The sequence below is a fragment of the Azospirillum oryzae genome (genome assembly GCF_900177515.1).
Taxonomy (GTDB): Bacteria; Pseudomonadota; Alphaproteobacteria; order Azospirillales; family Azospirillaceae; genus Azospirillum; species Azospirillum oryzae_A.
Genome location: NZ_FXAK01000001.1, coordinates 487,883 through 512,695, shown reverse-complemented (window position 1 = coordinate 512,695; position 24,813 = coordinate 487,883). Strand labels below are relative to the sequence as shown.

Below are 24,813 nucleotides of genomic sequence, written 5' to 3'. Positions count from 1 at the left end.
TGGCGCGTATCGCAGAATTTGGCACACCCATCTGGTGCCGAATACTTATGAATGTCGCGCATATCATTTCAGGCACGCCGGATCTGCCGGCGTTACACATGGATGGATTGCGAAGTGCAGGGTTTTCTTTGGCGGAGCGCCGCAGGATTCTGCCCGGCGGCACACCGCCGCTCCTCGATCCTTGCGACAGCATCGGCAGCCAACCTATAACTGTCAAATCAGATCGAAGGGGTGTTTCATGACCGAATGTTATGTTTCCGCCGGGACCATGGGACGGGCGCCATGATCAATCCGCGCCAGATCGAGGCCTTCCGCGCGGTGATGCTGACCGGCGGCATCACCGCGGCGGCGGAGCTGCTGAACATCTCGCAGCCCGCGGTCAGCCGGCTGATCGGCGACCTGCAATATGCGCTGAAGCTGACGCTGTTCGAACGGCGGGGCCCTCGCATCGCACCGACCAGCGAGGCGATCTCGCTGTATCAGGTGGTGGACCGCGCCTTCGTCGGGCTGGAACTGATCGAACAGACGGCGCGCGACCTGACCTCGCGGCGCAGCGGCACGCTAAGGGTGGCGGCGATGCCGGCGCTGGGGGTGGGATTCCTGCCGCGCTACGTCGCACGGTTCCTGACGGAGCGGCCACGGGTGGACATCGCGCTGCGCGGCAGCACCTCTCCCATCATCCTGGACTGGGTGGCGACCGGCCAGTGCGAGCTGGGATTCGCCCACACGCCGATCGAGCATGCCGCGGTGCTGACCGAGAAGATTCATGGCCTTCCCGCCGTCGCCATCCTGCCGCCCGGCCATCCGCTGGCGGCCAAGGAGGTGCTGGTGCCGAAGGATTTCGAGGGGGAGAGCTTCATCTCCACCACGCCACCGACCCTGCTGCGCTATCGCATCGACACCATCTTCGCCGACCATGACGTGTCGCGGGTGATGCGGGTGGAAACCCAGCTGACCATGAACGCCTGCGCCATGGTGGCGGCCGGCCATGGCGTGTCGATCGTCGATCCCTTCACCGCCCAGGATTATGTCCCGCACGGGCTGGTCGTCCGACGGTTCGAACCGCGCATCGGCTTCGACATCGCCATTTTGCGCTCCGCCCAGGTGCCGCTGTCGATGATCGCCGAGGACTTCCTGGCTGGCTTCATGGAGGAGGCGACACGCTTCCGCGACAATTTTTATGGGCCGGACGACACCGGCATCGGCGCTCAACTCGTTCGCGGCACGGAATTATAACATTATCGGATGAATGATGGCGGGAATTCGATTTGACGGTTATGTGACTGCGCCATCACCCTTGGCCCAAGTCCTGACCGCGACCTTTACGAAAAACAGCCGGCGGAAATGCGCACGGCAAGACGAAGGACGGTAAAAGCGGCGATCCGGACCGGCAGTGCGACCGGCTTTGAAGATCAGGCTCGGATGTCCCCCAGGATCGTGAACAGGACCGCAAACAGGGAAACAGGCTCTAGAGGAGAATGACGATGCGCTCCGTGATGTGCGGGTTGATGGCGACGGCGGCCCTGTGGTGCGGCATGGCCGCGGTCCAGACGGCCCAAGCCCAGGAAAAGACGCTCTATGTCGCCGCCTATGGCGGTTCCTTCGAGCAGACCATGCGCAAGGACATCATCCCGGCCTTCGAGAAGGCGACGGGGGTGAAGGTCGAGTATGTCGCCGGCAACTCCACCGACAACCTCGCCAAGCTGCAGGCCCAGAAGGGCAACCAGCAGATCGACGTCGTCATCCTGGACGACGGCCCGATGTACCAGGCGGTGGCGCTGAACTTCTGCGCCGATCTGCAGAAGGCGCCGGTCTACGACCAGCTCTATGATCTGGCGAAGATGCCGTCGGGCAAGGCGATCAACTTCGGCGCGGTCGGCACCGGCATCGTCTACAACAAGGCCTATTTCGACGAGAACAAGATCCCGGCTCCGACCTCGTGGAAGGACATCGAGGATCCGCGCTACAAGAAGAAGCTGGTGGTTCCGCCGATCAACAACAGCTATGGCCTGCACGCCCTGGTGATGATGGCCCGGCTGAACGGCGGCGGCGAGACCAACATCGAGCCGGGCTTCAAGGAATTCAAGGACAAGATCAACCCGAACGTGCTCGCCTATGAGCCGTCGCCGGGCAAGATGACCGAGCTGTTCCAGAGCAACCAGGCGGTGATCGCCGTGTGGGGGTCGGGCCGGGCCAAGGCGCTGGCCGACACCGGCTTCCCCGCCGCCTTCACCTATCCGAAGGAAGGCGGCATCGTGCTGGGATCCGCCGCCTGCCAGGTCGCCGGCAGCGACAAGGCCGCCGAGGCGCAGAAGTTCATCCAGCACATGCTGGGGGTCGAGGCGCAGACCGCGTTGGCGGTCAATGCCGGTTTCGGCCCGGTGAACAAGACGGTGGAACTGCCGGCCGAGAAGCAGGTCGGCATCCCCTATGGCCCGGAGCAGGTCGGCAAGCTGCTGGTGGTGGACTGGGACACCATCAACAAGAACCGCGAGCAGTGGAACCGTCGCTGGACCCGCGAGATCGAGCGCTGAGGAAGTGAGCCGCATCCCCTCTCCCCCCAGGGAGAGGGGATGAAGGGAGAGGGAGACGACGGCATGGCTTATCTGGTTCTCGACCAACTGACCAAGCGCTTCGGAAACTGGACGGCGGTCGATCACGCCTCGCTGACGGTGGAGAAGGGCGAGCTGATTTCGCTGCTGGGGCCGTCGGGCTGCGGCAAGACCACCACCTTGCAGATGATCGCCGGCTTCCTCGACGCCGACGGCGGGCGGGTGACGCTGGACGGCAAGGATCTGCTGGCGAAGAAGCCGAACGAGCGCGGGCTGGGCATCGTCTTCCAGAGCTATGCCCTGTTCCCGCACATGACCGCGGCGGAGAATGTCGCCTTCGGGCTGGAGATGCGGAAGATCAATCGCGCCGACCGCGAGCGCATGGTGGCGGACGCGCTGAAGCTGGTCGGGCTGGAACAGTATGGCGACCGCCACCCCCGCCGCATGTCGGGCGGCCAGCAGCAGCGCGTGGCGCTGGCGCGGGCCCTGGTCATCAAGCCGAGCCTGCTGCTGCTGGACGAGCCGCTGTCGAACCTGGACGCCAAGATGCGCGAGGAGATGCAGATCGAGCTGCGCCGCATCCAGCGCACCGTCGGCACCACCATGATCCTGGTCACCCACGACCAGTCGGAGGCGATGGCGCTGTCCGACCGCGTGGTGGTGATGAACAAAGGCCGCATCCAGCAGGTCGCCACCCCGCAGGACGCCTACGACCGGCCGGCCAACGCCTTCGTCGCCAACTTCCTCGGCCGCACCAACCTGCTGCCGGGAATGGTCGGCGCCGGGGCGGGCGGCGGCACGGTCATCACCGTGGCGGACAGCGTCTGGCCGGTGGCTCAAGAGGTGCCGGCGGGTCCGGGGGCACTGGCGGTGCGGCCGGAGAAGATCGGCTTCGTCGATGCCGGTGGTCTCAGCGGAACCGTGCTGGCCCGCGTCTTCCAGGGCACGCAATGGCTGTTCGAGATCGAGACCGCCGCCGGGCGCCTGATGGTGATCCGCCAGCATGACGGCTCCCCCCTGCCCGCCGAGCGCGAGCGGGTGATGGTCGGCTGGCGCCCGCAGGACATGGCGGTGATGCCTGCCGATCCCGATACGGCATCCGGCGTGCGGGAGGCGGCATGAGCATGGCGGCTTCCACCGAAACCCAGGTTTCCGGCGCCCAGGCGTCCGCGCCTCCGCCGCCGCGCCGCCGGCGCCGCTGGCCGCTGGCGCCCTATCTGTTGAGCGCGCCGGGGCTGGCGCTGTGCGCGGTGCTGCTGCTGGTGCCGCTGGTCATGACCTTCCTGTTGTCGCTGAACAGCTTCAGCTTCTATGGCGGCATCCAGAATGTCTGGCAGCTCGGCAACTATGCCGACATCATCGCCGACGACTATTTCCACGAGGTGTTCCTGCGCACATTCCGCATCGCGGCCCTGGTGACGCTGCTGTGCGCGGTGTTCGGCGCGCCGGAAGCCTACATCCTGCGCCGGATGAAGTCGCCGTGGCGCGGGCTTTGCCTGCTGATCGTGCTGGGGCCGCTGCTGATCTCGGTGGTGTCGCGCACGCTGGGCTGGGCGCTGCTGTTCGGCTCCACCGGGCTGGTCAACCAGGGGCTGATGGGGCTGGGGCTGATCGCGACGCCCATCGAGTTCATGTATACGGAGACCGGCGTCGTCATCGCGCTGACCCATGTGCTGGTGCCCTTCATGGTGCTGTCGGTGTGGGCGTCGCTGCAGCGGCTCGACCCGCAGGTGGAGAATGCGGCGCTGTCGCTGGGCGCCGGGCCGCTGACGGTGATGCGCCGGGTGGTGCTGCCGCAGATCGTGCCGGGCATCCTGTCGGGCTCCATCATCGTCTTCGCGCTGGCGGCCAGCGCCTTCGCCACCCCGGCGATCATCGGCGGGCGGCGGCTGAAGGTGGCGGCGACTCTCGCCTATGACGAGTTCCTGAACACGCTGAACTGGCCGTTGGGCGCCACGGTGGCGGTGCTGCTGCTGATCGCCAACATCGTCATCATCGTCGGCTGCAACCGGCTGGTCGAACGTCGCTACAAACAGGTGTTCGAATGAACCGCAACGGCCCGATCGCGCTGATCTTCCACTGCCTGTTCCTGGGCTTCCTGCTGGCGCCGATTTTGATCGTCTGCGCGGTGGCCTTCACCTCGCAGGGCTATCTCTCGCTGCCGACCGAGGGGCTGTCGCTGCGCTGGTTCCGCGCCATCGGCGACAATCCGGAATTCATCCGCGCCTTCAAGGACAGTTTGCTGCTGGGCGCGGTGTCGTCGACGCTGGCGATCCTGGTGGCGGTGCCGGCGGCGCTGGCCATCGCGCGCCACCAGTTCTTCGGGCGCGAGGCGATCCAGGCGCTGTTCCTGTCGCCGCTGATGGTGCCGCACATCGTGCTCGGCATCGCCTTCCTGCGCTTCTTCACCATGATCGGGCTGGGCGGCACCTTCGCCGGGCTGGTTCTGAGCCATGTCATCATCATCCTGCCCTTCGCCCTGCGGCTGATCCTGGCGGCGTCGACCGGCATGGACCGGGCGGTGGAGAATGCGGCGGCGTCGCTGGGCGCCTCCTCCTGGACCTGCTTCCGCCGGGTGACGCTGCCGCTGATCCTGCCGGGCGTGGCGAGCGGATGGGTGCTGGCCTTCATCAACAGCTTCGACGAGGTGACGATGACGGTCTTCATCGCCTCGCCGGAGACGACCACCCTGCCCGTCCGCCTGTTCCTTTATATCCAGGACAACATCGACCCGCTGGTCGCGGCGGTGTCGGCGGTGCTGATCTTCCTGACCGTGGCGGCCATGCTGGTGCTCGACCGCGTCTATGGGCTGGAGCGGCTGCTGGTCGGCAAGGGCCGCGACTGAGGCCGGTTTTCGCCACAGGGTTTCCTCCCTAGACTGAGCGCCCCGCACGTCCGCGTGCGGGGCGTTTTTCTTTTCGGTGAATGATTCTGTCTTCTGGGAAAGACTTCGTGACAGATGAGGTCGTGTAACGGCGCATTGTCCTGAGCAATCAACCGGTATCGGGAGAGTTACCCCTACACCAATCGTGGGGGCAGCCGCTGCTTATGCTGGGTAATCAGTTTCAGATATTGCCAAGTGATCGCAGGAAAGTAACAGGAATTACCACCTATTCGCTGAATCCCGGAAAAATGCCTCACCAATGCCCCAGCCGTCTGGCCATGGTGGCGCCGCATCGCAACCGCCAAGGATACGGACCAATGGCCACGACCTCCGGGAACTCGACCATCACCGTGAACGCGAAGGGGACCCTCGACGCGCATTTCAATCTGCTGGTCGACGGCAAGCAGATCGGTGAGGGCACCACGGGTGCCACGGCCAAGGACTTCGTCTTCAAGACGGACATCGCCGAGAACCAGGACCACAAGATCCAGGTCCAGTACGACAATGACGGGGTCTTTAACGGCACCGACCGCAACCTGATCGTCAACGAGATCACCATCAACGGCAAATCGGTCCTGCCGACCGCCGACCATGTCACCTACGACAAGGGCGCGCTCGACGGCCATGACGTCGCCGACGGGCAGTCCGGCATGTGGTGGAACGGCGCGCTGGTCGTCGATGCCGACAAGAGCTATTTCGCCGCGGACGGCGTGACGACTCCCACCACGCCGACGCCCGTCCCGCCGGCCCCCATTCCACCCGTGAGCGAGGCGCCCGATCCGACGCCGAGCACCCCCAGCCCGAGCGTCCCGCAGCCGAGCGGTCCGGGCTTCTACGTCGCCACCAACGGCAAGGACAGCTGGTCCGGCAAGCTGGCCGCTCCGAACGCCGACGGCACCGACGGTCCCTTCGCCAGCCTGGCCAAGGCGCAGACCGCGATGCGGGCCGACCCGAACATCGACACCACCTATGTCCGCGGCGGCGATTACCACCCGAACAGCCCGGTCTGGCTGACCGGCCAGGATTCCGGTGTCACCTTCACCGGCTACGGCAACGAGAAGGCGGTGATCCATGGCGGGTCGCAGGCGTCGGTGTCCTTCGGCGTCAGCGGCGCCCAGAACGTCACCATCGAGGGGCTGAGCTTCACCGACGGCGTCACGAGCGGACATTATGTCTTCGCCGACAAGGCGTCCGGCCTGACCTTTGCCAACAACGAGGTGAAGGGCGGCGGCTACGGCATCACCGTGCAGAACAGCGCCAACAGCAAGGTGGTCGGCAACCAGTTCGAAAGCACCGGCGCAGAATCCATCTTCGTCAAGGCCGGCTCGAACTCGACGGTCGTGTCCGACAACCACATCACCCGCCCGAACGCCGCCGACCGTGGCGATGCCGGCATCTGGGTCAACGGCAGCTCCGACGTCCAGGTCACGCACAATCTGGTCGAGGACTCGCCGGAGAAGGCCATCGCGGTCGGCTCGGTCCAGACCGACGGCAGCGACGCCTCGCACCGGGTGACGGTCGCCTTCAACAAGGTCGTCGACGCCAATCTGGAATCGAACGACGGCGGCGGCATCTATCTGATAAACCGCCAGCAGGACCTGACCGGCCACACCGTCGTCAACAACGAGGTGACCGGCACCACGGCGACCAACCCGACGGGTCAGGTGGCGAGCTGGGGCATCTATCTGGACGACTGGACCAGCGGCGCCACGGTGAAGGGCAACCTCGTCCACGGCAATATCGGCGGCGTGTTCCTGCATGGCGGCTGGGACAACAAGGTCACCGAGAATGTGATCGCCGACAACAGCGGCGCCCAGATCGGCCTGCAGCAGCCGGTGGCCTGGAGCGGCTGGAAGGGTCACGCCATGACCGGCAACGACGTTTCCGGCAACGTGGTCGACGTCAGCGACGGCACCGCCGTCCACATCTATGGCCCGGCCAATGTCGGCAACATCCACGACAACTTCTATAGCCACCTGAACACGTCGCAGGACATGTTCGACGTCTGGCCGCAGGTGCTGGCCGGCGGCGGCAAGGGCAATCTGGCGGAATGGCAGGCGGCCGGCTACGACAAGGGCTCGACGATGGTCGATCCGGGATTCGTCAATCCGGGCGCGCACGATTACAGCCTGTCGGCGGATTCGTCGGTTTACGCCCATGGCTTCGACCAGATCCCCACCCACGACATCGGCCTGATCGGCTGATCCGGCTTAACATCGCGAGCTGATTGCGGGCCGCCCGGCGACGGGCGGCCCGTTCGCATTGGAGGACCGCGCGATCGGCGGCTACGACCGTGACTGCAGCCTTGCCACCAGCGCCGCGAGTTGGCGCGTGAGAACATATATTTTCTTTGACTGCTTACAGGTAAGAGCCGCAATGCCGCATTGTATGGAGATGAGGTCGCGGCGTGTCGCGCTCCGCTGACGATCCGGCTTGGGTGCCAACAATCGATCGCTCGGCCGGCCCGCGATCGCTCGGCAGGCCCGCCGTGCCGCTCCATCGCCGCGAGACATTGCGGCAACTGGCCGACCTTATGACCGAGGCACCCACCACCCCTTCCCTGGTTGCATGGATACCGGCGGCATATTGCATGCATTTAGGTTGACATTGTAGGCCTTATTGGAGCATACGGTCACACATTGCATGCAGACAATGCCTGCCAATGCCTCCGAAGGACCATGCGATGTCTTCCGAACAGGAGTGGCCGCCTCTTTCCCCGCTCAGCACCGGCCTGCGTGGCCGTTGCCCACGCTGCGGCCAGGGTCATCTGTTCAGCGGCTTCCTGACGCTGCGCTCCCATTGCGAGGTCTGTGGCCTGGACTACTCCTACGCCGATCCGGCTGACGGCCCCGCCTTCTTCGTCATCTGCTTCGCCTGCATTCCTACGGTCATCCTGGCTCTCTGGATCGAGGTGAAGTTTGAATCCCCTTACTGGGTACACCTCGTCACGACCCTGCCCTTCCTGTTGCTGACCTGTATTCCGCCCTTGCGGCCGTTGAAGGGTTGGCTGGTGGCCAGCCAATACTTCTACAAGGCCGAGGAAGCCCGTTTCAGTTCTTCTGACGATAGATAGTGCCATAGCCTGGAGATGTTCAGAATGTACGACTGGTTCCCTTTGGTCTTCTTCCCGTTCAAGATCATCGTGCTGGGCACGGGCATGTTCTTCGCCATCAAGTGGCATCACGATAAGGCGAAGGCGGAGCGAGCGAAGAAGAACAACGAGAGCAGCGGACGGTAAGCACCCGCCGAACACACCCTTGAGCCACGGTCGAGACCTCGGATATCGAGATCTTGTTGCCATCACTTGCTGCCATGACTGGACCGGGCCCTGGCGAGGCCCGAGGCGGGCCGGTACCGCGCGTTCAGGAAGGCATGACGCCCCCGGAAAACATCCATCGCGACGCCCTCCATCGGCCGGCCGCATCGTCGCTGCCACGAACCATCCGGTACCACCATTTTCTGTGTTGACCGCAAGGGGCAGGCAGCCGTACTTTTAACCAGCCGGTTAAAACATCGCGGCCGCCCCGCCGCTCCGAGCCCGCCGGCCGGAGGAGACGCATGGAACCCCGCTCCCGCTCGGGCGCAGCGTTGCGCCTGCTGAATTCCGATTTGGTCCGCCCCATCCTGCTGATCGTGATCCTGCTTGTTCTGTGGGATCTGGCGGTCCGGCTGTTCGGGGTGCCCGCCTATCTGGTGCCGAAGCCCGGCGACGTCGTGATGGCGATGATCGACGAGTGGCCGCGACTGCTGTCCGAATCCGTGCCTACATTCACGGCGACGCTGGGCGGCTTCGCGCTGTCGGTGCTGTTCGGCATTCCCATCGCGATGCTGATCGCCGGATCGCGCACGGTGGAGGCCTATGTCTACCCGCTGCTGGTCTTCTCGCAGTCGATCCCCAAGGTCGCCATCGCGCCGCTGTTCGTGGTGTGGTTCGGCTTCGGCCTGATGCCGAAGGTGATCGCCGCCTTCCTGCTGGGCTTCTTCCCGGTCGTCGTCTCGGCGGTCCAGGGCTTCAAGTCGGTGGACGGCGAGATGATGGATCTGGCCCGGTCGATGAAGGCGTCGCGCCTGCAGACCTTCCAGATGGTCAGCCTGCCGCATGCGCTGCCGGCGATCTTCGCCGGGCTGAAGGTGTCCATCACGCTGGCGGTGGTGGGGGCGGTGGTCGGCGAGTTCGTCGGCTCCAACTCCGGCATCGGCTTCGTCCTGCAGCGCTCCATCGGCAATTTCGAACTTCCCCTGATGTTCGCGGCGCTGACAGTGCTGGCGCTGATGGGCGTCGTGCTGTTCTGGGTCATCGACGTGGCCGAACGCTTCGCCATCCCCTGGCACGCCAGCCAGCGCAACAAGTACGGCCCCACCGCCTGACGACAGTTTGCCTGACGCCCTTTTCAAACACCCGTTCATCGACAAGAACCCCGGTGCCGGACACCGCCGGCCGACGGGGCGATCCACCACCCATGGGAGGACACCGGTCGTGATGAAGAAAGCCATCGTCGCGGCGCTCTGCGCCTTTGCCGCCTCCACCCTGCCGGCGCAGGCCGCCGACAAGGTGACGCTGATGCTGAACTGGTATGTCTATGGCGAGCACGCCCCCTTCTATTACGGCAAGGACAAGGGTCTGTACGAGGCCGAAGGCATCGACCTGGAAATCCAGGAAGGCCGCGGATCGGCGGTGACGACGCAGCTGGTCGCCAGCAACGCGGTCACCTTCGGCTATGTCGACGTGCCGACGATGATCAAGGCGGCGATGAAGGGCGCGCCGGTGACCTCGCCGGGCGTGCTGCTGCAGACCAGCCCGATGTCGGCGATGGGCTTCACCGACAAGAACATCCGCAAGCCGGAAGACATCAAGGGCAAGATCGTCGCCATGACGCCGGGCGACAGCATGTCCCAGATCTGGCCGCTGTTCCTGAAGAAGACCGGCTTGAAGGAGCGTGACTTCGAGGTGGTGTCGGGCGACGCCCAGACCAAGCTGAACGCCGTCATCAACGGACAGGCCGACCTGCTGCTGGGCTATGTCATGGACCAGAGCATGAAGATCAAGGACGCCACCGGCAAGTCGGTGACGCCGATCCGCTTCGCCGATTACGGCGTCAACATGGTCTCGTCCGGCATCATCGCCAACACCGGCACGCTGAAGGAGAACCCCGACCTCGTCCGCCGCTTCATGGCCGCCACCACCAAGGCGGTCGAGGAAGCGGAGAAGGCGCCGAAGGAGGCCGCGGCGGCGATCCTGAAGGCCAACCCGAAGGGCGGCAAGCCCGACACGCTGCAGGAAGGCTTCGAGCTGACCATCCCGCTCTACCGCACCAAGGAGACGGAGAAGATGCGGCCCTTCCAGGTCACCGACGCCAACATGAAGGAGACGGTGGACCTGCTGGTCGAATATGGCGGGCTGGACAAGGCGGCCAAGGAGAACCCCAAGCGCTTCTACACCCGCGAGTTCCTGCCGCCCGACCCGGCCGCCAAGGCGATGAACGCCGCCGCCAAGTGATTTGACCGCCCCGGTAAACGATCGCATGTCCGCACGGAGCGACGAGGAGAGCATGGCACAGCCACAGTTGAAACTGGTGGGCGAGGCGGAAACGCAGCGCCTGTCCGGCGAGCCGCTGATCCGCATCGACGGCGTGACCAAGACCTACCGCACCCGCGACGGCGAGGTGCCGTCGCTCCGCCCCATCACCTTCGACGTGCGGCCGGGCGAGTTCCTGGTGGTGGTGGGTCCGTCAGGCTGCGGCAAGTCCACCCTGCTGAAGATGCTGGCCGGGCTGCTGCCGGTCACCAGCGGGACCATCAAAATCGAAGGCGATACGGTGACGGAGCCGCACGACGACACCGGCATCGTCTTTCAAAGTCCGACTTTGCTGGCCTGGCGGTCGGTGCTGCGCAACATCATGCTGCCGGTGGAAATCCGCCGCCTGCCGCGGGAGCGCTATCTGGAACGCGCCCACAAGCTGGTCGAGATGACCGGGCTGAAGGGGTTCGAGCACAAATACCCGTGGCAGCTGTCGGGCGGCATGCAGCAGCGCGCCGCGCTGTGCCGGGCGCTGGTGCATGACCCGAAGATCCTGCTGATGGACGAGCCGTTCGGCGCGCTCGACGCCATGACGCGGGAACGGATGAATGTCGAGCTGCAGCGCATCCAGCATGAGACCGGCAAGACAGTGATCCTGATCACCCACTCCATCCCCGAGGCGGTGTTCCTGGCCGACCGGGTGATGGTGATGTCCGAACGGCCCGGCACCATCGCCGCCACCTACGAAGTGCCGCTGGAGCGCCCGCGGACGCTGGACGTGATGGGCGACCCGGTCTTCATCCAACTGACCCAGACCATCCGCAAGCATTTCGCGGCGCAGGGGCATTTGGATTAAGCGGCAACGTTAGACCCCCACCCTAACCCTCCCCCGCTGGGCGGGGGAGGGAACTCCGCCGCCCAGCGACCAACTCCCTCCCCTGCCCAGCGGGGGAGGGAAGGGGCCCATGCGTCAGCATGGGAAGGGTGGGGGCAAGACTCAAAAGGAACTTCACCATGCCCGCCCCCCGTCTCCGCATCCGCGCCATCGAGCTGTACGAACGGCCCGTCCGTTTCGTGAAGCCGTTCCGCTTCGGCGCGGTGACGGTGGAGGCCGCGCCGCAAGCCTTTGTCCGCGCCCTGGTCGATGTGGAAGGGCATGGCGAGGCCTGGGGTGCGACGGCCGAGATGATGATGCCGAAATGGTTCGACAAGCGCCCCGACCGCAGCCCGGCCGACACGGTGGACGGCCTGCGCCGCTCGCTGATCGAGGCGCGGGAGGGGTATCTGGCGGACGGACGGCTCGACACGGCCTTCGGGCATCATGCCGCCTTCACCCCGACGATGGAGCCGAAACTCGCCGCCGCCTTCGGGCCGGCACAGATCGACAAGGCGGTGCTGGACGGGCTGCTGCGGGTGCTGGGGCTGAATGCGTTTCAGGGGCTGGGCGCGAATGTCGCCGGGCTGGATGCGCGGTTGGCGCCCGATCTCGGCGGCTTCGATCTCGACGGGTTTCTGCGCGGCCTCTCTCCGCTTGGCGAGGTGGAACTGCGGCACACGGTCGGCCTGCTCGACAAGCCGGAAGACTTGGCAAGGCACACGCATCTGCGCTGGTTCAAGATCAAGCTGGGCGGCGACGTGTCCGCCGATGTCGAGCGGCTGTGTGAACTGGCCGGCGTGCTGGAGACGGCGGTTCCCGGCTACCGCGCCACGCTGGACGGCAACGAGCAGTATCGCGATGCGGACCATGTCGCGGAACTGCTCGACCGGATCGACGCCTCCCCTGCCCTCGCCGGCTTCCGCAAGGCGCTCGCCTATCTGGAGCAGCCCATCGCGCGGGAGGCGGCGCTCGCCCGGCCGCTGGGCGCGGTGGCGGAGCGGGTGCCGGTCATCATCGACGAGTCCGACGACGGCTACGACGCCTTCCCGCGCGCCCGCGCCCTGGGCTATCGCGGCGTGTCGTCGAAATCCTGCAAGGGTGTCTACAAGGCGATGCTCAACCGCGCCCGCTGCGCGGCGTGGGGGCCGCCGCACTTCATCTCCGCCGAGGATCTGACCTGCCAGGCCGGGCTGTCGGTGCAACAGGACACGGCGCTGGTCGCCTTCCTCGGCATCCCGCATGCCGAGCGCAACGGGCACCAGTATGGCGAGGGGTTCGGCAACCCCGCCGAAGCCGACTCCTTCCTTGCCGCCCATCCCGGTTTCTACGAACGCGAGGCCGACGGGTCGGTGCGGCTGGCCACCGGCAGCGGGCGGCTGCCAACGGCGCCGCTGTCCGGCCCCGGCCTTGCCCATATCGCCGACCCCGACTGGTCCGGCCTGTCCCCCCTTTCAAACCCGACATCAGCGCTTTCCGAAGGAGTCCACCCATGAGCACCAAGCGCCTTGGCCTCATCATGCACGGCGTCACCGGGCGGATGGGCATGAACCAGCACCTGATCCGCTCGATCCTGGCGATCCGCGCCCAGGGCGGCGTCACCCTCTCCGACGGCTCGCGCGTCATGCCCGATCCGATCATCGTCGGCCGCAATGCCGAGAAGATGCAGGAGCTGGCCCGCCGCCACGGCATCGAGCGCTGGAGCGACAATCTGGACGCCGCGCTGGACAATCCCGACGACGTGATCTTCTTCGACGCCGGCACCACCCAGATGCGCCCCACCCTGCTGGAAAAGGCGATCCGCGCCGGCAAGCATGTCTATTGCGAGAAGCCCATCGCCACCAACCTGGACGAGGCGCTGCGCGTCGTCCGGCTGGCGGAGGAGGCCGGGGTGAAGAACGGCACGGTACAGGACAAGCTGTTCCTGCCGGGTCTGGAGAAGCTGCGCATGCTGCGCGACAGCGGCTTCTTCGGCCGCATGCTGTCGGTGCGCGGCGAGTTCGGCTATTGGGTGTTCGAAGGCGACTGGCAGCCGGCGCAGCGCCCGTCCTGGAATTACCGGGACGAGGATGGCGGCGGCATCATCCTCGACATGATCTGCCACTGGCGCTATGTGCTCGACAACCTGTTCGGGCAGGTCAAGAGTATCTCCTGCCTGGGCGCCACCCACATTCCGGAACGCTGGGACGAGAAGGGCAAGCCCTACAAGGCCACCGCCGACGACGCCGCCTATGCGATGTTCGAGCTTGAGGGCGGGGTGATCGCCACCATCAACTCGTCCTGGTGCACGCGCGTCTATCGCGACGATCTGGTGACCTTCCAGGTGGACGGCACCAACGGCTCGGCGGTCGCCGGCCTGACCGACTGCGTGATCCAGCCGCGCCAGGGCACGCCGCGCCCGGTGTGGAACCCCGACCAGAAGCAGACCATCGACTTCTACGACACCTGGCAGCCGGTGCCGGACAACGCCGTGTTCGACAACGGCTTCAAGGTGCAGTGGGAGTCCTTCATCCGCCATGTGGTGGAGGATGCGCCCTACCGCCATGGTCTGATCGAAGGCGCCAAGGGCGTCCAGCTGGTGGAATGCGCGCTGCAGAGCTGGCGCGAGCGCCGCTGGGTGGATGTGCCGGCGATCGGGGGGTGAGGCGTTCGACGGGGAGGGATGCGGATCGCCCCCTCCCCCAACCCTCCGCTGCGACTTTTCCAGGAATATTGAACCATGCCGACCATCCGCCTCCCCCGCCCCGACCGCAGCATCGAGAGCTACACGCTCGCCCCGCCGCGCGGCTTTCCCGCCCGCACAGACCGGCCGCTGAGCCGCGTCGCCTTCGCCGCCGCCCATATGGTCGCCGACCCGCTGGCCGAGGGAGATCCGTGGCTGGCGCCGGCCATCGACTGGGACCGGACCATCGCCTTCCGCGAGCATCTGTGGGACCTGGGGCTCGGCGTCGCCGAGGCGATGGACACGGCGCAGCGCGGCATGGGGCTGGACTGGCCGACCTCGCTGGAGCTGATCCGGCGGTCGCAGTCGGCGGCCAAGGCGCGCGGCGGCATCATCGCCTGCGGCGCCGGCACCGACCATCTGCCGCCGGAGAACGCCCGCGGCATCGACGACGTCATCCGCGCCTATGAGGAGCAGATCGAGGCCATCGAGGATCTCGACGGCCGCATCATCCTGATGGCGTCGCGCGCGCTGGCCCGCGTCGCCAAGGGGCCGGAGGATTACGTCCGCGTCTATGGCCGCATCCTGTCGCAGGTGAAACAGCCGGTGATCCTGCATTGGCTGGGCGACATGTTCGACCCGGCGCTGGCCGGTTATTGGGGGACGAGCGACATCGACGCGGCGATGGACACCGCGCTGTCGATCATCGGCGCCTATGCGGCCAAGGTGGACGGCATCAAGATCTCGCTGCTCGACAAGGACAAGGAGATCGTCATGCGGCGGCGCCTGCCGGCCGGCGTGCGCATGTACACGGGGGACGATTTCAATTACGCGGAGCTGATCGCCGGCGACGGGCAGCATCATTCCGACGCGCTGCTGGGCATCTTCGACGCCATCGCGCCGGCCGCAGCCGCCGCGCTGGCCCATCTGGCCGACGGCGACGAGGCGGCGTTCCACGACATCCTGGCCCCCACCGTGCCGCTGTCGCGCCACATCTTCAAGGCGCCGACCCGCTTCTACAAGACCGGCGTCGTCTTCATGGCCTATCTGAACGGCCATCAGGACCATTTCACCATGGTCGGCGGGCAGGAAAGCACCCGCTCCACCCTGCATCTGGCCGAGCTGTTCCGGCTGGCCGACAAGGCCGGGCTGCTGTCCGATCCGGAGCGGGCGGCACAGCGGATGGCGGCGGTGCTCGCAGTGCGGGGGATTTCGTGATGCCAGATTTCAAGATGAGAGACTTTTCGGGGGATCACCGCTGGCTGTCGATCAACACGGCCACGGTGCGCAAACAGGGCAACTTGGTGGAGATCCTCGACGCCTGCGCCCGGCGCGGCATCCGCGCCGTGTCGCCCTGGCGCGATCAGGTGGCGGCGGTGGGGCTCGACGCCACGCTGCGGGCGGTGCGGGCGGGGGAACTGGCGCTGTCCGGCTATTGCCGCGGCGGCATGTTCCCGGCCGACCCGTCCAGGGCGGCGGAGGTGCGCGACGACAACCGCCGCGCGGTGGACGAGGCGGCGACGCTGGGGGCGGCCTGCCTCGTGCTGGTGGTCGGCGGGCTGCCGCAATACTCCCGCCCCGGATCGGCGGCCAGCAAGGACATCGCGCTGGCGCGGTCGCAGGTGGAGGACGGCATCGCCGAGCTGCTGGACTATGCCCGCAAGGCCGGCATGCCGCTGGCCATCGAGCCGCTGCACCCGATGTATGCCGCCGACCGCGCCTGCGTGAACACGATGGCGCATGCGCTCGACATTTGCGACCGGCTGGACCCGGTTGGTTCGGGGGCGCTGGGGGTGGCGGTGGACGTCTATCACGTCTGGTGGGATCCGGATCTGGAGGCGCAGATCCGCCGCGCCGGCAAGGAACGGCTGCTGGCCTTCCATGTCTGCGACTGGCTGGTGCCGACCACCGACCTGCTGCTCGACCGCGGCATGATGGGCGACGGCGTCATCGACATCCCGCGCATCCGCGGCTGGGTCGAGGCGTGCGGCTTCGCCGGCTATTCGGAGGTGGAGATCTTCTCGCAAGCCAACTGGTGGGAGAAGCCGATGGGCGACGTGCTGGACACCTGCATCGAGCGCCACCGCAGCGTGGTTTGACATCGGCGTGGTTTGACATGGCCCTGGTTTGAAATTTCCGGCCGACGCTCTACCATGGGGGGCAGACCACCCCCCTTCCCCGGACCGCAGGAGCCGGCTTCCCGCATGGACAGCCTGACCGACGCACCCGAACCGGTGCCACCCGCCCCCTCCGCCAGCCGAAACACCGCGCCGGCCAAGGCGACCCGCGATCCGGAGGGCACGCGGGCGCGCATCATGGCCGCGGCGACGGAGGAGTTCGCGCGCTATGGGCTGGGCGGCGCCCGCGTCGACCGCATCGCCGAGCAGGCCGGCACCAACAAGCGCATGCTCTATTACCATGTCGGCAACAAGGAGGAGCTGTATCTTGCGGTCCTGGAGGATGCCTATGCCCATATCCGCGAGACCGAACGCACGCTGAATCTCGATAAGCTGGCGCCGCCCGAGGCCATCGCCCGGCTGATCGGCTTCACCTGGCAGTATTTCATCGACCATCCCGAATTCATGGCCTTGCTGAACATCGAGAATCTGCACCGGGCCGAGCTGCTGAAGAATTCCGGGCAGGTGCAGTCGATGCACTCCCCCTTCGTGCAGATGATCGCCGACGTGCTGGCGCGCGGGGTGAAACAGGGGGTGTTCCGGGCCGGGGTCGATCCGGTGCAGCTCTACATCTCCATCGCCGGGCTGTCCTACTTCTACCTGTCCAACGTCCACACCCTGTCGGTGATCTTCGGCCGCGACCTGCTGGCCGACCCGGCGAAGGAGGAACGGCTGGCCCATATGGTGGAGCTGGTGCTTCAGTCGCTGCGGCCGTGAGGGCCGGAACGGGTGGTCAGATTCTGACCACCCCGCACGGCTTCATTGCTTGGGCGCCGGACGCAGCAGGGTGATCAGCAGCAGGCCGCCGACGATGAACCAGGCGATGACGACGAAACCGTCGATGTAGGCCAGCACATAGGCCTGCTTGCGCACCGCCGCCGACAGCAGCGATAGGGCGCGGTCCGTCGCCTCCTCAGCCCCGGTGGAGCGGGCGGCGACCCGCGCGACGGTGCCGGCCATCCGGTGGACGGTGTCGGTGCTGCCGGCCACCACGTCGGACACCAGCCGGAAGCTGTGGAACTGCTCGCGCACGCGGACGAAGGTCTGCATGAAGGCGGCGCCCAGCTCGCCCCCCAGCAGGCGCGAGGTCTGCAGCAGGGCGCCCAGCGCCAGGATGTGGGCCTGGGACAGGTTCTTGATGTTGAAGTAGATCAGCGAGGTCATGGCGAAGGACTGGCCGAAGGCCTGCAACATCTGCGACGGCAGGAAATCGGCGCCGACCCAGTCGGCCGTCAGGTGCGAGGCCAGCCAGCAGGCGATCCCCACCGCGGCGAAGCCGGCCGCCATCACCACCCGCGGATCGGCATGGCGCAGCAGCGTGCCGACCAGCGGCGCCAGCAGGAACTGCGGCAGCGCGATCAGCAGCAGCGTGTCCCCCACCTCCAGCGCGCGGTAATCATTCACCGTGACCAGGAATTGCGGCACCAGGTAGGCGGTGGACAGCATGATCAGCCGCAGCAGCACCAGCAGCAGGCACAGGAGCGGGATGTTGCCGCGGAAGAGCGCGCTGAAGGTGATCCACGGCTTGGAACAGGTCAGCTCCTGCACGACGAAGGCGATCACCAGAAGGCCGCCGGCCAGGAACAGTCCGGTGATCAGGCCGGAATTGAACCAGTCCAGCCGGTTGCCCTGGTCGAGCCCGGCATAGAGCAGGGCAAAGCCGATGCTGGCATAGGCGATCCCCCACCAGTCGCCGTCCTTCAGCAGGTCGCGGCGGACCGGCTCCGCCGGCATGCCGAAATGGACGCACAGCGCCATCAGCGGAGCCAGCAGAGCCGTGTCCCAGAACAGCCAGCGCCAGTCCAGATGCTCGATCACCCAGCCTTCGACCGAGGCGGCGAAGTTCAGCGACAGCTCGACATTCATCGCATAGACGGCAATGCCGTAGACGACGTAGCGCGGCGGCAGGTTGCGGACGATGAAGCCGATGGTCAGCGGGATGAAGGTGCCCGAGGACAGGCCGGCCAGCAGCTGGAAGGTCAGCACCCCGGTCAGCGTGCCGGTCAGCGGCAGGGCCAGCATCGCCAGCCCGTAGGTGAGGGAGGACACCAGCAGCACCCGCCGCGGCCCGAACACCACACCGAGGAAGGCGGCGGCCGGGGCGACCAGCATCTGCGCCACGGTGTAGGCGGTGGTGATCCAGGCCCCCTCGTCGAAGCCGGCGCCGATGGCGCCGCGGATGTCGGCCAGGCCGAAGGTGGTGATGCGCGAGGTCAGGGTGGAGATCAGCGCCCCCAGCATGACGCCGAGCAGGCCGATGATCGGATGGGGGGTCAGGATCGGCTGGGCCGGGCGCAGCAGGATCCGGGACAGGCGCCAGCCGGCCGGACCGACGCTCACGTCCCGTTCTCCTGGCCGCCCTCCTTCACGTCTCCATCCGTATCGGCCCTATCCGTATCAATGGTGACGACGACGGACATGCCGGGCCGCAAGCGGTCCTGCAACGGGTTGGGGCCGTCGAGGACGATCTTCACCGGGATGCGCTGGACGATCTTGGTGAAGTTGCCGGTGGCGTTGTCGGGGGGAAGCAGGGCGAACTGGCTGCCGCTGGCCGGCGATTGGGCGGTGACCCGGCCGGCCAGCGTCACGTCGGGGAAGCTGTCGATGCGGATCGTCGCCGGCAGGCCCGGCCGGATCCGCGTCATCTGGGTTTCCTTGTAGTTGGCGATCACCCACACCGCCGGCAGCGGCACCAGCGTGATGATCTGGCTGCCCTGCCCGACATACTGGCCGGGGCGGACCTGCCGCTGGCCGACCATGCCGTCGGCCGGCGCGCGGATCGTCGTGCGGTCGAGCATGATGCGGGCGATATCCAAATCGGCCTGCCGTTGCAGCCGGGTGGCCTGGGCCTGGCGCACCTGCACGTCGATGCCGTCGAGCGCCGCCTTCTGCTGGTCGACCTGGGCTTGGCCCGCCTCCAGCGCCGCCTGGGCGCGGCGGGAGGTCGCCTGCGCCTGCTGAAGCGCCTGGAGCGTTCCGGCCACGCCCTGTTCGCTCAGGGAACGCTGCCGCGATTCCTCCAGCCGCGCCCGCCACGCCTCCGCCTCCAGCCCATGGACGTTCGCCTCGGCCTGATCGACCAGGGCGCGCTGGGTGCGTTTCTGGATGTCGAGCTGGGCAATGGCGGCGTCGGCAGCCTCCAGCGCCGCCTCCGCCTGCTGCACGCGGGCGCGGTAGTCGTCGTCGACGATCATCGCCACCGGGTCGCCGGCCTTCACCCACTGGAAGTCGCCGACCGGCATGTCGCGGACGACGCCCGACACCTGGGCCGACAGCGGCGTGATGTCGGATTGGAGATAGGCGTCGGTGGTGGTCTGGCGCGCGGCGGAACCGATCCAGCGGTCCCAGCGCGTCGCGAAGGCCACCACCAGCACCACCGCCAGCCCCAGCACCGCCAGCCGCACCACCCACGGGCTCCAGGCCACCGGCGGCGGGGCGGCCGGGGGCGGCGGAAGCGGTTGCTGGGGTTGCGCTGCGGCATCGGTCATGCGGGGGGTCTCCATCGGAAGTGGCCTGCCGGAACGGCCCGGCCGGACCGCTTCGACAGGCCGACCCTACGCGATGACCCGCGGAAAAACGCCTTGCACCAAGGTGTAGCTCCGCATGGGACGGGCCGGCGGGACGGGCGGCGGCGCGATGCCCTTCACAGCGGAGAGCGCTCGCGAGCGCAGTTCGTTACAGTGAATCGAGAAAGGCGTCGATGACGCTGCGCTGCGCCTCCGGGACCATCATGTCGATCAACAGACGCCTGACGTGAGCACGGTCGAGGTGGCGGACGCGATGGTACTCGCGGATGAAGTCCTTGTCGCGTAGCGCCAGCAGCTTCGAAACGATCAGGTCGGTCATCGCCGGCGCAATGATTCGCGCGTTCCCCGGGTAAGCGTCGATTTCAGGCGAGGTGCGAAATAGGACCGGGGCGTCAGGCCACCCGACGAGGGTCGCCCGACTGCCGACGATGACCGTGGTGTCGCACTTGAAGTGGGTCGCTAAAGCGCGGACGGCGCGATCAAGGTCGTCGAGCGTCCGTGCTTCCTGGCCTTCCGCCACATCCGTCTCCTCGTCTGCTCGTCCTGTACCGAAAGCTCGGGCAGCATAGGAAAGGGGGATGTGATGCGCAAACGCGTGGCGTCCTCGTTCCGCGAAACGATGAAATGCCGGACCTTTTCGCTGGGCTGCGACAGCAGGGCCTTCCATTCGGAAACATACGAGCGCTGGTTCGGCCCGGCCGACAGCTCCTCGACGATCTTGCGGGCACGCTCGATCAGTTCCGGGTCACGCCTGATTTGGCGTGCTACCAGACGGTGATACATCAGCTTGACGCGGTCGTCGGTCGTTTCCATGCCAAACACCAGTTTTCGCCCAAGCAGGATAGCTACGTCCCGCAGCCGCCTCAACTGCCGCAGCCAAGAGAGACATGGCCCGTGAGCTGTAACAGCGGCTTCAACATACTGACGGCGCCCCAAACGGAAATCGCCGGGCCGGGAGCGCTTGCCCCGACCCGACGGTCCCCGATGCTTGGTGTCGATCAGTGTACGGCCGGTTACTCGGCGGCGGTCTTCTGGCCGACGACGGTCAGCTCGGCCGGCGTCCGGTCGCCTTCGGCCTCGGCATAGGCGCGGCCATAGTAGCTGTCGATCAGCAGTTGCCTGATCTCGGCGACCAGCGGGTAGCGCGGGTTGGCGCCGGTGCACTGGTCGTCGAAGGCGGCTTCGGCAATCGCATCGACCCGCGCCAGGAACGCCGCCTCCGGCACCCCCGCCGCCTGGATCGAGGCCGGGATCTCCAGCGCCCGCTTCATCTCCTCGACCCAGCCGATCAGCTTCTCCACCCGCTCATGGTCGCGGCTGCCACCCAACTCCAGATGACGGGCGATCTGCGCATAGCGCGCCACGCCCTTGGGACGGTCATACTGGCTGAAGGCCGTCTGCTTGGTCGGGATGTCCGCCGCGTTGTAGCGGATCACGTTGGCGATCAGCAGCGCGTTGGCGATGCCGTGCGGGATGTGGAACTCGGCCCCCAGCTTGTGCGCCATCGAATGGCAGACGCCGAGGAAGGCGTTGGCGAAGGCGATGCCGGCCAGCGTCGCCGCGTTGTGCACCAGCTCCCGCGCCTTCGGGTCCTGCGCCCCGTTGCGGTAGGCCGAGGGCAGGTTCTCCTTCAACAGCTTCAGCGCCTGCAAGGCCTGACCGTCGCTATACTCGTTCGCCACCACCGAGACATAGGCCTCCAGTGCATGGGTCACCGCGTCGATGCCGCCGGCCGCCGTCAGGCCCTTGGGCATGTCCATCACCAGATTGGCGTCGACGATCGCCAGCGTCGGCGTCAGCTCATAGTCGGCGATCGGGTATTTGGTGCCGGTGCGCTCGTCGGTCACCACCGCGAAGGGCGTCACCTCCGATCCGGTGCCGGACGTGGTCGGCACCGCCACCAGCTGCGCCTTCACCCCCAGCTTGGGGAAGGTGTAGATGCGCTTGCGGATGTCCATGAAGCGCAGGGCGAGATCCTCGAACGCCACTTCGGGCGCCTCGTACATCACCCAGATGATCTTGGCCGCGTCCATCGGCGAGCCGCCGCCCAGCGCCAGGATCACGTCGGGCTGGAAGGCATTGGCCAGAGCCACGCCCTTGCGCACCACCGCCAAGGTCGGGTCGGCGCTGACCTCGAAGAAGGTCTCCACCTCAAGGCCCAGCGACTTCAGCACGCGGACGCTGTCGTTGACATGGCCGTTCTCGAACAGGAAGCGGTCGGTGACGATCAGGCAGCGCTTTTTGCCGCGCAGTTCCTCAAGCGCGAAGGGCAGGCAGCCGCGGCGGAAGTAGATCGACTTGGGCAGCTTGTGCCACAGCATGTTCTCCGCCCTCTTCGCCACCGTCTTCTTGTTGATCAGGTGCTGCGGCCCGACATTCTCGGAGATCGAGTTGCCGCCCCACGACCCGCAGCCCAGCGTCAGCGACGGCGCGAGGCGGAAGTTGTAGAGGTCGCCGATGCCGCCATGCGACGACGGCGTGTTGATCAGGATGCGGGCGGTTTTCATCTTGTCGCCGAAATGGCGGATGCGGTCGGCCTGCTGGTCCTGGTCGGTGTAGAGCGCCGAGGTGTGGCCGATGCCGCCCAGCGCCACCAGCGCGGCGGCCTTGTCGCAGGCTTCCATAAAGTCCTTGGCGCGGTAGAGCGCCAGGGTGGGCGAGAGCTTTTCGTGGGCGAAGGGTTCGCTGTCGTCGATGTCGGTGACCTCGGCGATCAGCACCTTGGTGGCGTGCGGCACGGTCAGGCCGGCCATGGCGGCGATGGCGTGGGCGGGCTGGCCGACGATGTCGGCGTTGAGATGACCGTCGGTCAGCAGCACCTTGCGCACGGCGTCGGCCTCGCGGGCCGACAGGATGTAGCCGCCATGGTGGGCGAAGCGGTCGCGCACCGCGTCATAGACGGCATCGACCACCACCGCCGACTGTTCGGACGCGCAGACCACGCCATTGTCGAAGGTCTTGGACATCAGGATGGAGGCCACGGCGCGCTTGATGTCGGCGAACTCGTCGATGACGGCCGGGGTGTTGCCGGCGCCGACGCCGATGGCGGGCTTGCCCGAGGAGTAGGCGGCCTTGACCATGCCCGGCCCGCCGGTGGCGAGGATCAGGTTGATGTCGGGATGGTGCATGACGGCGTTGGACAGCTCCAGCGAGGGCTCGTCGATCCAGCCGATGATGTCGTCGGGGGCGCCGGCCTCGACCGCGGCGGCGAGCACCAGGCGGGCGGCCTCGCAGGTCGATTTGCGGGCGCGGGGATGGGGGGAGAGGACGAGGCCGTTGCGGGTCTTCAGCGCGATCAGCGCCTTGAAGATGGCGGTGGAGGTCGGGTTGGTGGTGGGGACGATGCCGCAGATCAGGCCGACCGGCTCGGCGATGGTGAGGATGCCGGCGTCGTGATCCTCGGAGAGGACGCCGCAGGTCTTGTCGTCCTTGTACTTGTTGTAGATGTATTCGGCGGCGAAGTGGTTCTTGATGACCTTGTCCTCCATCACGCCCATGCCGGTCTCCGCCACCGCCATCTTGGCGAGCGGGATGCGGGCGTTGGCGGCGGCAAGGGCAGCGCTGCGGAAGATCAGGTCGACCTTCTCCTGCGGGTAATCGGCGAAGCGCGCCTGCGCCGCCTTCACACGGGCGATCAGGGCGTTCAGGTCGGAAAGGGTCGTGACGGTCATGGTCAGTTTCCACTTGCTGTCCGGAGGGCGCCGTTCGGGCGCGCCGCTGCGCTCCGCGACGCTGAAACGTCCGGTGCGCAGCCAGGATTTCGAAAGGAGGCGGTAAGGGTCAGAAGCCGCCGGCGAGGTCGGCCAGGGCGTCGCGGTCCAGCAGGTCCAGCTTGCCGCCGACGAGGATGCGGATCAGGCGGGTCGACTTCAGCTTGGTCAGGGTGCGCGAGACGGTTTCGGTGGTCAGGCCGAGATGGTCGGCGATGTCGCTGCGGCCCATCGGCAGGTCGATGGTGCGCTCGCCGCCCTTGCGGTCGCTGAGGCGCAGCAGGAAGGTGGCGACCTTCTCCGCGGCGGTCTTGCGGCCGAGCAGCACCATCTGGTCCTGCGCCGCCATCAGTTCCGAGGTGGTCGCCGACAGCAGCTTGCGGGCGAAGGCCGGCTGCGCGTCCATCAGGGCGTCCAGCTCCAGCCGCGGGATGCGCTGGATGGTGGTCGCCGTCACGGTTTCGGCGGTGTAGAGATACTGGGCGGCGAAGGCCAGACCCATCATGTCGCCGGCCTGCAGGAAGCCGATGATCTGGCGCCGGCCGTCGGGGAGCATCTTGTAGAGGCGGACCATGCCGCTCATCACGCGGAACACCGAACCGGCGGCGTCGCCTTCGCTGAACAGCGTGGTTTCACGCTCGTAGACCTTGGCATGGCCGAGGCCGGCGAGCGGGTCGGCGGGGTTGCGCGGCTGGACGGCACCCAGGCCGGAGGCCGGCGACATCGCCAGGGCGGAGACCAGGTAACCAGGAACGGCGCGGTTGGCGTGGGCGGCAATGGCGGCGTGCGTGGACATGGCGACCTCGACCTTGACGGTGCGATGCGGTCCGGTTCGTTCCGGGGTGCATCCGATGTCCCGAAGCTAACCGTCCCCCGCCGTGCTGTGCAGTTCGGTGATGTACCTAAGGA

At 66.8% G+C, this 24,813-nt stretch carries 22 protein-coding genes; 16 read left to right on the top strand and 6 right to left on the bottom strand.

The window, feature by feature from the left end; genetic code table 11:
* Window positions 1-282 precede the first annotated feature (282 nt).
* The 16 genes from B9N97_RS02405 to B9N97_RS02335 all read left to right on the top strand — a co-directional run bounded on the left by B9N97_RS02405 (window position 283) and on the right by B9N97_RS02335 (window position 17,384).
* On the top strand, window positions 283-1,236 hold the full coding sequence (locus B9N97_RS02405) for a LysR substrate-binding domain-containing protein (protein ID WP_085082940.1): 954 nt from the start codon (window positions 283-285) through the stop codon (window positions 1,234-1,236).
* Window positions 1,237-1,484: 248 nt separating this feature from the next.
* Entirely contained in the window at window positions 1,485-2,534 is a 1,050-nt protein-coding gene (locus B9N97_RS02400; RefSeq protein ID WP_085082938.1) for an ABC transporter substrate-binding protein, read from the top strand.
* Window positions 2,535-2,597: 63 nt separating this feature from the next.
* Window positions 2,598-3,674 carry an ABC transporter ATP-binding protein gene (locus B9N97_RS02395; RefSeq protein WP_085083282.1) on the top strand — a complete coding sequence of 359 codons (1,077 nt, stop codon included), beginning with the start codon at window positions 2,598-2,600 and terminating at the stop codon, window positions 3,672-3,674.
* The gene (locus tag B9N97_RS02390) at window positions 3,671-4,600 is read left to right on the top strand and encodes an ABC transporter permease (protein ID WP_085082936.1); all 930 of its coding nucleotides are present in this window, start codon (window positions 3,671-3,673) and stop codon (window positions 4,598-4,600) included. The genes B9N97_RS02395 and B9N97_RS02390 overlap by 4 nt, the downstream gene beginning before the upstream one ends.
* A complete protein-coding gene (locus B9N97_RS02385) occupies window positions 4,597-5,397 on the top strand; it encodes an ABC transporter permease (protein WP_085082934.1) in 801 nt (266 codons plus the stop codon). The genes B9N97_RS02390 and B9N97_RS02385 overlap by 4 nt, the downstream gene beginning before the upstream one ends.
* A gap of 356 nt (window positions 5,398-5,753) precedes the next feature.
* Complete coding sequence (locus B9N97_RS02380) at window positions 5,754-7,640, top strand: right-handed parallel beta-helix repeat-containing protein (protein WP_085082932.1); 1,887 nt, start codon at window positions 5,754-5,756, stop codon at window positions 7,638-7,640.
* Window positions 7,641-8,119: 479 nt separating this feature from the next.
* Window positions 8,120-8,509 (top strand): DUF983 domain-containing protein, encoded by a 390-nt coding sequence (locus B9N97_RS02375; RefSeq protein WP_085082930.1) that lies wholly within the window; start codon window positions 8,120-8,122, stop codon window positions 8,507-8,509.
* Window positions 8,510-8,533: 24 nt separating this feature from the next.
* Entirely contained in the window at window positions 8,534-8,674 is a 141-nt protein-coding gene (locus B9N97_RS35475; RefSeq protein WP_167393170.1) for a hypothetical protein, read from the top strand.
* A 320-nt stretch (window positions 8,675-8,994) separates the two neighbouring features.
* On the top strand, window positions 8,995-9,804 hold the full coding sequence (locus tag B9N97_RS02370) for an ABC transporter permease (protein ID WP_085082928.1): 810 nt from the start codon (window positions 8,995-8,997) through the stop codon (window positions 9,802-9,804).
* A 112-nt stretch (window positions 9,805-9,916) separates the two neighbouring features.
* The gene (locus B9N97_RS02365; protein WP_085082926.1) at window positions 9,917-10,933 is read left to right on the top strand and encodes an ABC transporter substrate-binding protein; all 1,017 of its coding nucleotides are present in this window, start codon (window positions 9,917-9,919) and stop codon (window positions 10,931-10,933) included.
* A gap of 25 nt (window positions 10,934-10,958) precedes the next feature.
* A complete protein-coding gene (locus B9N97_RS02360; RefSeq protein WP_244560509.1) occupies window positions 10,959-11,810 on the top strand; it encodes an ABC transporter ATP-binding protein in 852 nt (283 codons plus the stop codon).
* 158 nt (window positions 11,811-11,968) lie between these two features.
* Entirely contained in the window at window positions 11,969-13,324 is a 1,356-nt protein-coding gene (locus B9N97_RS02355) for an enolase-like domain-containing protein (protein ID WP_085082922.1), read from the top strand.
* On the top strand, window positions 13,321-14,472 hold the full coding sequence (locus B9N97_RS02350; RefSeq protein WP_085082920.1) for a Gfo/Idh/MocA family protein: 1,152 nt from the start codon (window positions 13,321-13,323) through the stop codon (window positions 14,470-14,472). The genes B9N97_RS02355 and B9N97_RS02350 overlap by 4 nt, the downstream gene beginning before the upstream one ends.
* Before the next feature lie 75 nt (window positions 14,473-14,547).
* The gene (locus B9N97_RS02345) at window positions 14,548-15,708 is read left to right on the top strand and encodes a dihydrodipicolinate synthase family protein (RefSeq protein ID WP_085082918.1); all 1,161 of its coding nucleotides are present in this window, start codon (window positions 14,548-14,550) and stop codon (window positions 15,706-15,708) included.
* 14 nt (window positions 15,709-15,722) lie between these two features.
* Window positions 15,723-16,589, top strand: coding sequence for a sugar phosphate isomerase/epimerase family protein (locus tag B9N97_RS02340; protein WP_085083280.1), 867 nt, complete (start codon window positions 15,723-15,725; stop codon window positions 16,587-16,589).
* A 105-nt stretch (window positions 16,590-16,694) separates the two neighbouring features.
* On the top strand, window positions 16,695-17,384 hold the full coding sequence (locus B9N97_RS02335; protein WP_085082916.1) for a TetR/AcrR family transcriptional regulator: 690 nt from the start codon (window positions 16,695-16,697) through the stop codon (window positions 17,382-17,384).
* Between the two features lie 42 nt (window positions 17,385-17,426).
* Here the strand turns inward: B9N97_RS02335 and B9N97_RS02330 are convergent, their stop codons facing one another.
* From B9N97_RS02330 to B9N97_RS02310, 6 genes are all read right to left on the bottom strand, one after another.
* Window positions 17,427-19,007 (bottom strand): MFS transporter, encoded by a 1,581-nt coding sequence (locus B9N97_RS02330; RefSeq protein WP_085082914.1) that lies wholly within the window; start codon window positions 19,005-19,007, stop codon window positions 17,427-17,429.
* On the bottom strand, window positions 19,004-20,155 hold the full coding sequence (locus B9N97_RS02325; RefSeq protein ID WP_085082912.1) for an HlyD family secretion protein: 1,152 nt from the start codon (window positions 20,153-20,155) through the stop codon (window positions 19,004-19,006). Before B9N97_RS02325 ends, B9N97_RS02330 begins: the two co-directional genes overlap by 4 nt.
* A 187-nt stretch (window positions 20,156-20,342) precedes the next feature.
* Window positions 20,343-20,714 carry a hypothetical protein gene (locus tag B9N97_RS34690; protein ID WP_143266320.1) on the bottom strand — a complete coding sequence of 124 codons (372 nt, stop codon included), beginning with the start codon at window positions 20,712-20,714 and terminating at the stop codon, window positions 20,343-20,345.
* Window positions 20,654-21,007: a hypothetical protein gene (locus B9N97_RS02320; RefSeq protein ID WP_085082910.1), complete on the bottom strand. Its 354-nt coding sequence runs from the start codon at window positions 21,005-21,007 to the stop codon at window positions 20,654-20,656. The genes B9N97_RS34690 and B9N97_RS02320 overlap by 61 nt, the downstream gene beginning before the upstream one ends.
* A 200-nt stretch (window positions 21,008-21,207) precedes the next feature.
* A complete protein-coding gene (adhE, locus tag B9N97_RS02315) occupies window positions 21,208-23,865 on the bottom strand; it encodes a bifunctional acetaldehyde-CoA/alcohol dehydrogenase (RefSeq protein WP_244560508.1) in 2,658 nt (885 codons plus the stop codon).
* Between the two features lie 109 nt (window positions 23,866-23,974).
* Window positions 23,975-24,700 carry a helix-turn-helix domain-containing protein gene (locus tag B9N97_RS02310; protein WP_085082906.1) on the bottom strand — a complete coding sequence of 242 codons (726 nt, stop codon included), beginning with the start codon at window positions 24,698-24,700 and terminating at the stop codon, window positions 23,975-23,977.
* Window positions 24,701-24,813 lie beyond the last annotated feature (113 nt).

What these genes read in the sequence shown, in the direction of transcription:
- B9N97_RS02380 (WP_085082932.1), top strand. Translation starts at nt 5,754, where the DNA reads ATGGCCACGACCTCCGGGAACTCGACCATCACCGTGAACGCGAAGGGG.
- B9N97_RS02385 (WP_085082934.1), top strand. Translation starts at nt 4,597, where the DNA reads ATGAACCGCAACGGCCCGATCGCGCTGATCTTCCACTGCCTGTTCCTG.
- B9N97_RS02350 (WP_085082920.1), top strand. Translation starts at nt 13,321, where the DNA reads ATGAGCACCAAGCGCCTTGGCCTCATCATGCACGGCGTCACCGGGCGG.
- B9N97_RS02335 (WP_085082916.1), top strand. Translation starts at nt 16,695, where the DNA reads ATGGACAGCCTGACCGACGCACCCGAACCGGTGCCACCCGCCCCCTCC.
- B9N97_RS02405 (WP_085082940.1), top strand. Translation starts at nt 283, where the DNA reads ATGATCAATCCGCGCCAGATCGAGGCCTTCCGCGCGGTGATGCTGACC.
- B9N97_RS02390 (WP_085082936.1), top strand. Translation starts at nt 3,671, where the DNA reads ATGAGCATGGCGGCTTCCACCGAAACCCAGGTTTCCGGCGCCCAGGCG.
- B9N97_RS02325 (WP_085082912.1), bottom strand. Translation starts at nt 20,155, where the DNA reads ATGACCGATGCCGCAGCGCAACCCCAGCAACCGCTTCCGCCGCCCCCG.
- B9N97_RS02340 (WP_085083280.1), top strand. Translation starts at nt 15,723, where the DNA reads ATGAGAGACTTTTCGGGGGATCACCGCTGGCTGTCGATCAACACGGCC.
- B9N97_RS02345 (WP_085082918.1), top strand. Translation starts at nt 14,548, where the DNA reads ATGCCGACCATCCGCCTCCCCCGCCCCGACCGCAGCATCGAGAGCTAC.
- B9N97_RS02365 (WP_085082926.1), top strand. Translation starts at nt 9,917, where the DNA reads ATGAAGAAAGCCATCGTCGCGGCGCTCTGCGCCTTTGCCGCCTCCACC.
- B9N97_RS02360 (WP_244560509.1), top strand. Translation starts at nt 10,959, where the DNA reads ATGTCCGCACGGAGCGACGAGGAGAGCATGGCACAGCCACAGTTGAAA.
- B9N97_RS02375 (WP_085082930.1), top strand. Translation starts at nt 8,120, where the DNA reads ATGTCTTCCGAACAGGAGTGGCCGCCTCTTTCCCCGCTCAGCACCGGC.
- B9N97_RS02370 (WP_085082928.1), top strand. Translation starts at nt 8,995, where the DNA reads ATGGAACCCCGCTCCCGCTCGGGCGCAGCGTTGCGCCTGCTGAATTCC.
- B9N97_RS02395 (WP_085083282.1), top strand. Translation starts at nt 2,598, where the DNA reads ATGGCTTATCTGGTTCTCGACCAACTGACCAAGCGCTTCGGAAACTGG.
- adhE (WP_244560508.1), bottom strand. Translation starts at nt 23,865, where the DNA reads ATGACCGTCACGACCCTTTCCGACCTGAACGCCCTGATCGCCCGTGTG.
- B9N97_RS02400 (WP_085082938.1), top strand. Translation starts at nt 1,485, where the DNA reads ATGCGCTCCGTGATGTGCGGGTTGATGGCGACGGCGGCCCTGTGGTGC.
- B9N97_RS02355 (WP_085082922.1), top strand. Translation starts at nt 11,969, where the DNA reads ATGCCCGCCCCCCGTCTCCGCATCCGCGCCATCGAGCTGTACGAACGG.
- B9N97_RS02310 (WP_085082906.1), bottom strand. Translation starts at nt 24,700, where the DNA reads ATGTCCACGCACGCCGCCATTGCCGCCCACGCCAACCGCGCCGTTCCT.
- B9N97_RS35475 (WP_167393170.1), top strand. Translation starts at nt 8,534, where the DNA reads ATGTACGACTGGTTCCCTTTGGTCTTCTTCCCGTTCAAGATCATCGTG.
- B9N97_RS02320 (WP_085082910.1), bottom strand. Translation starts at nt 21,007, where the DNA reads ATGGAAACGACCGACGACCGCGTCAAGCTGATGTATCACCGTCTGGTA.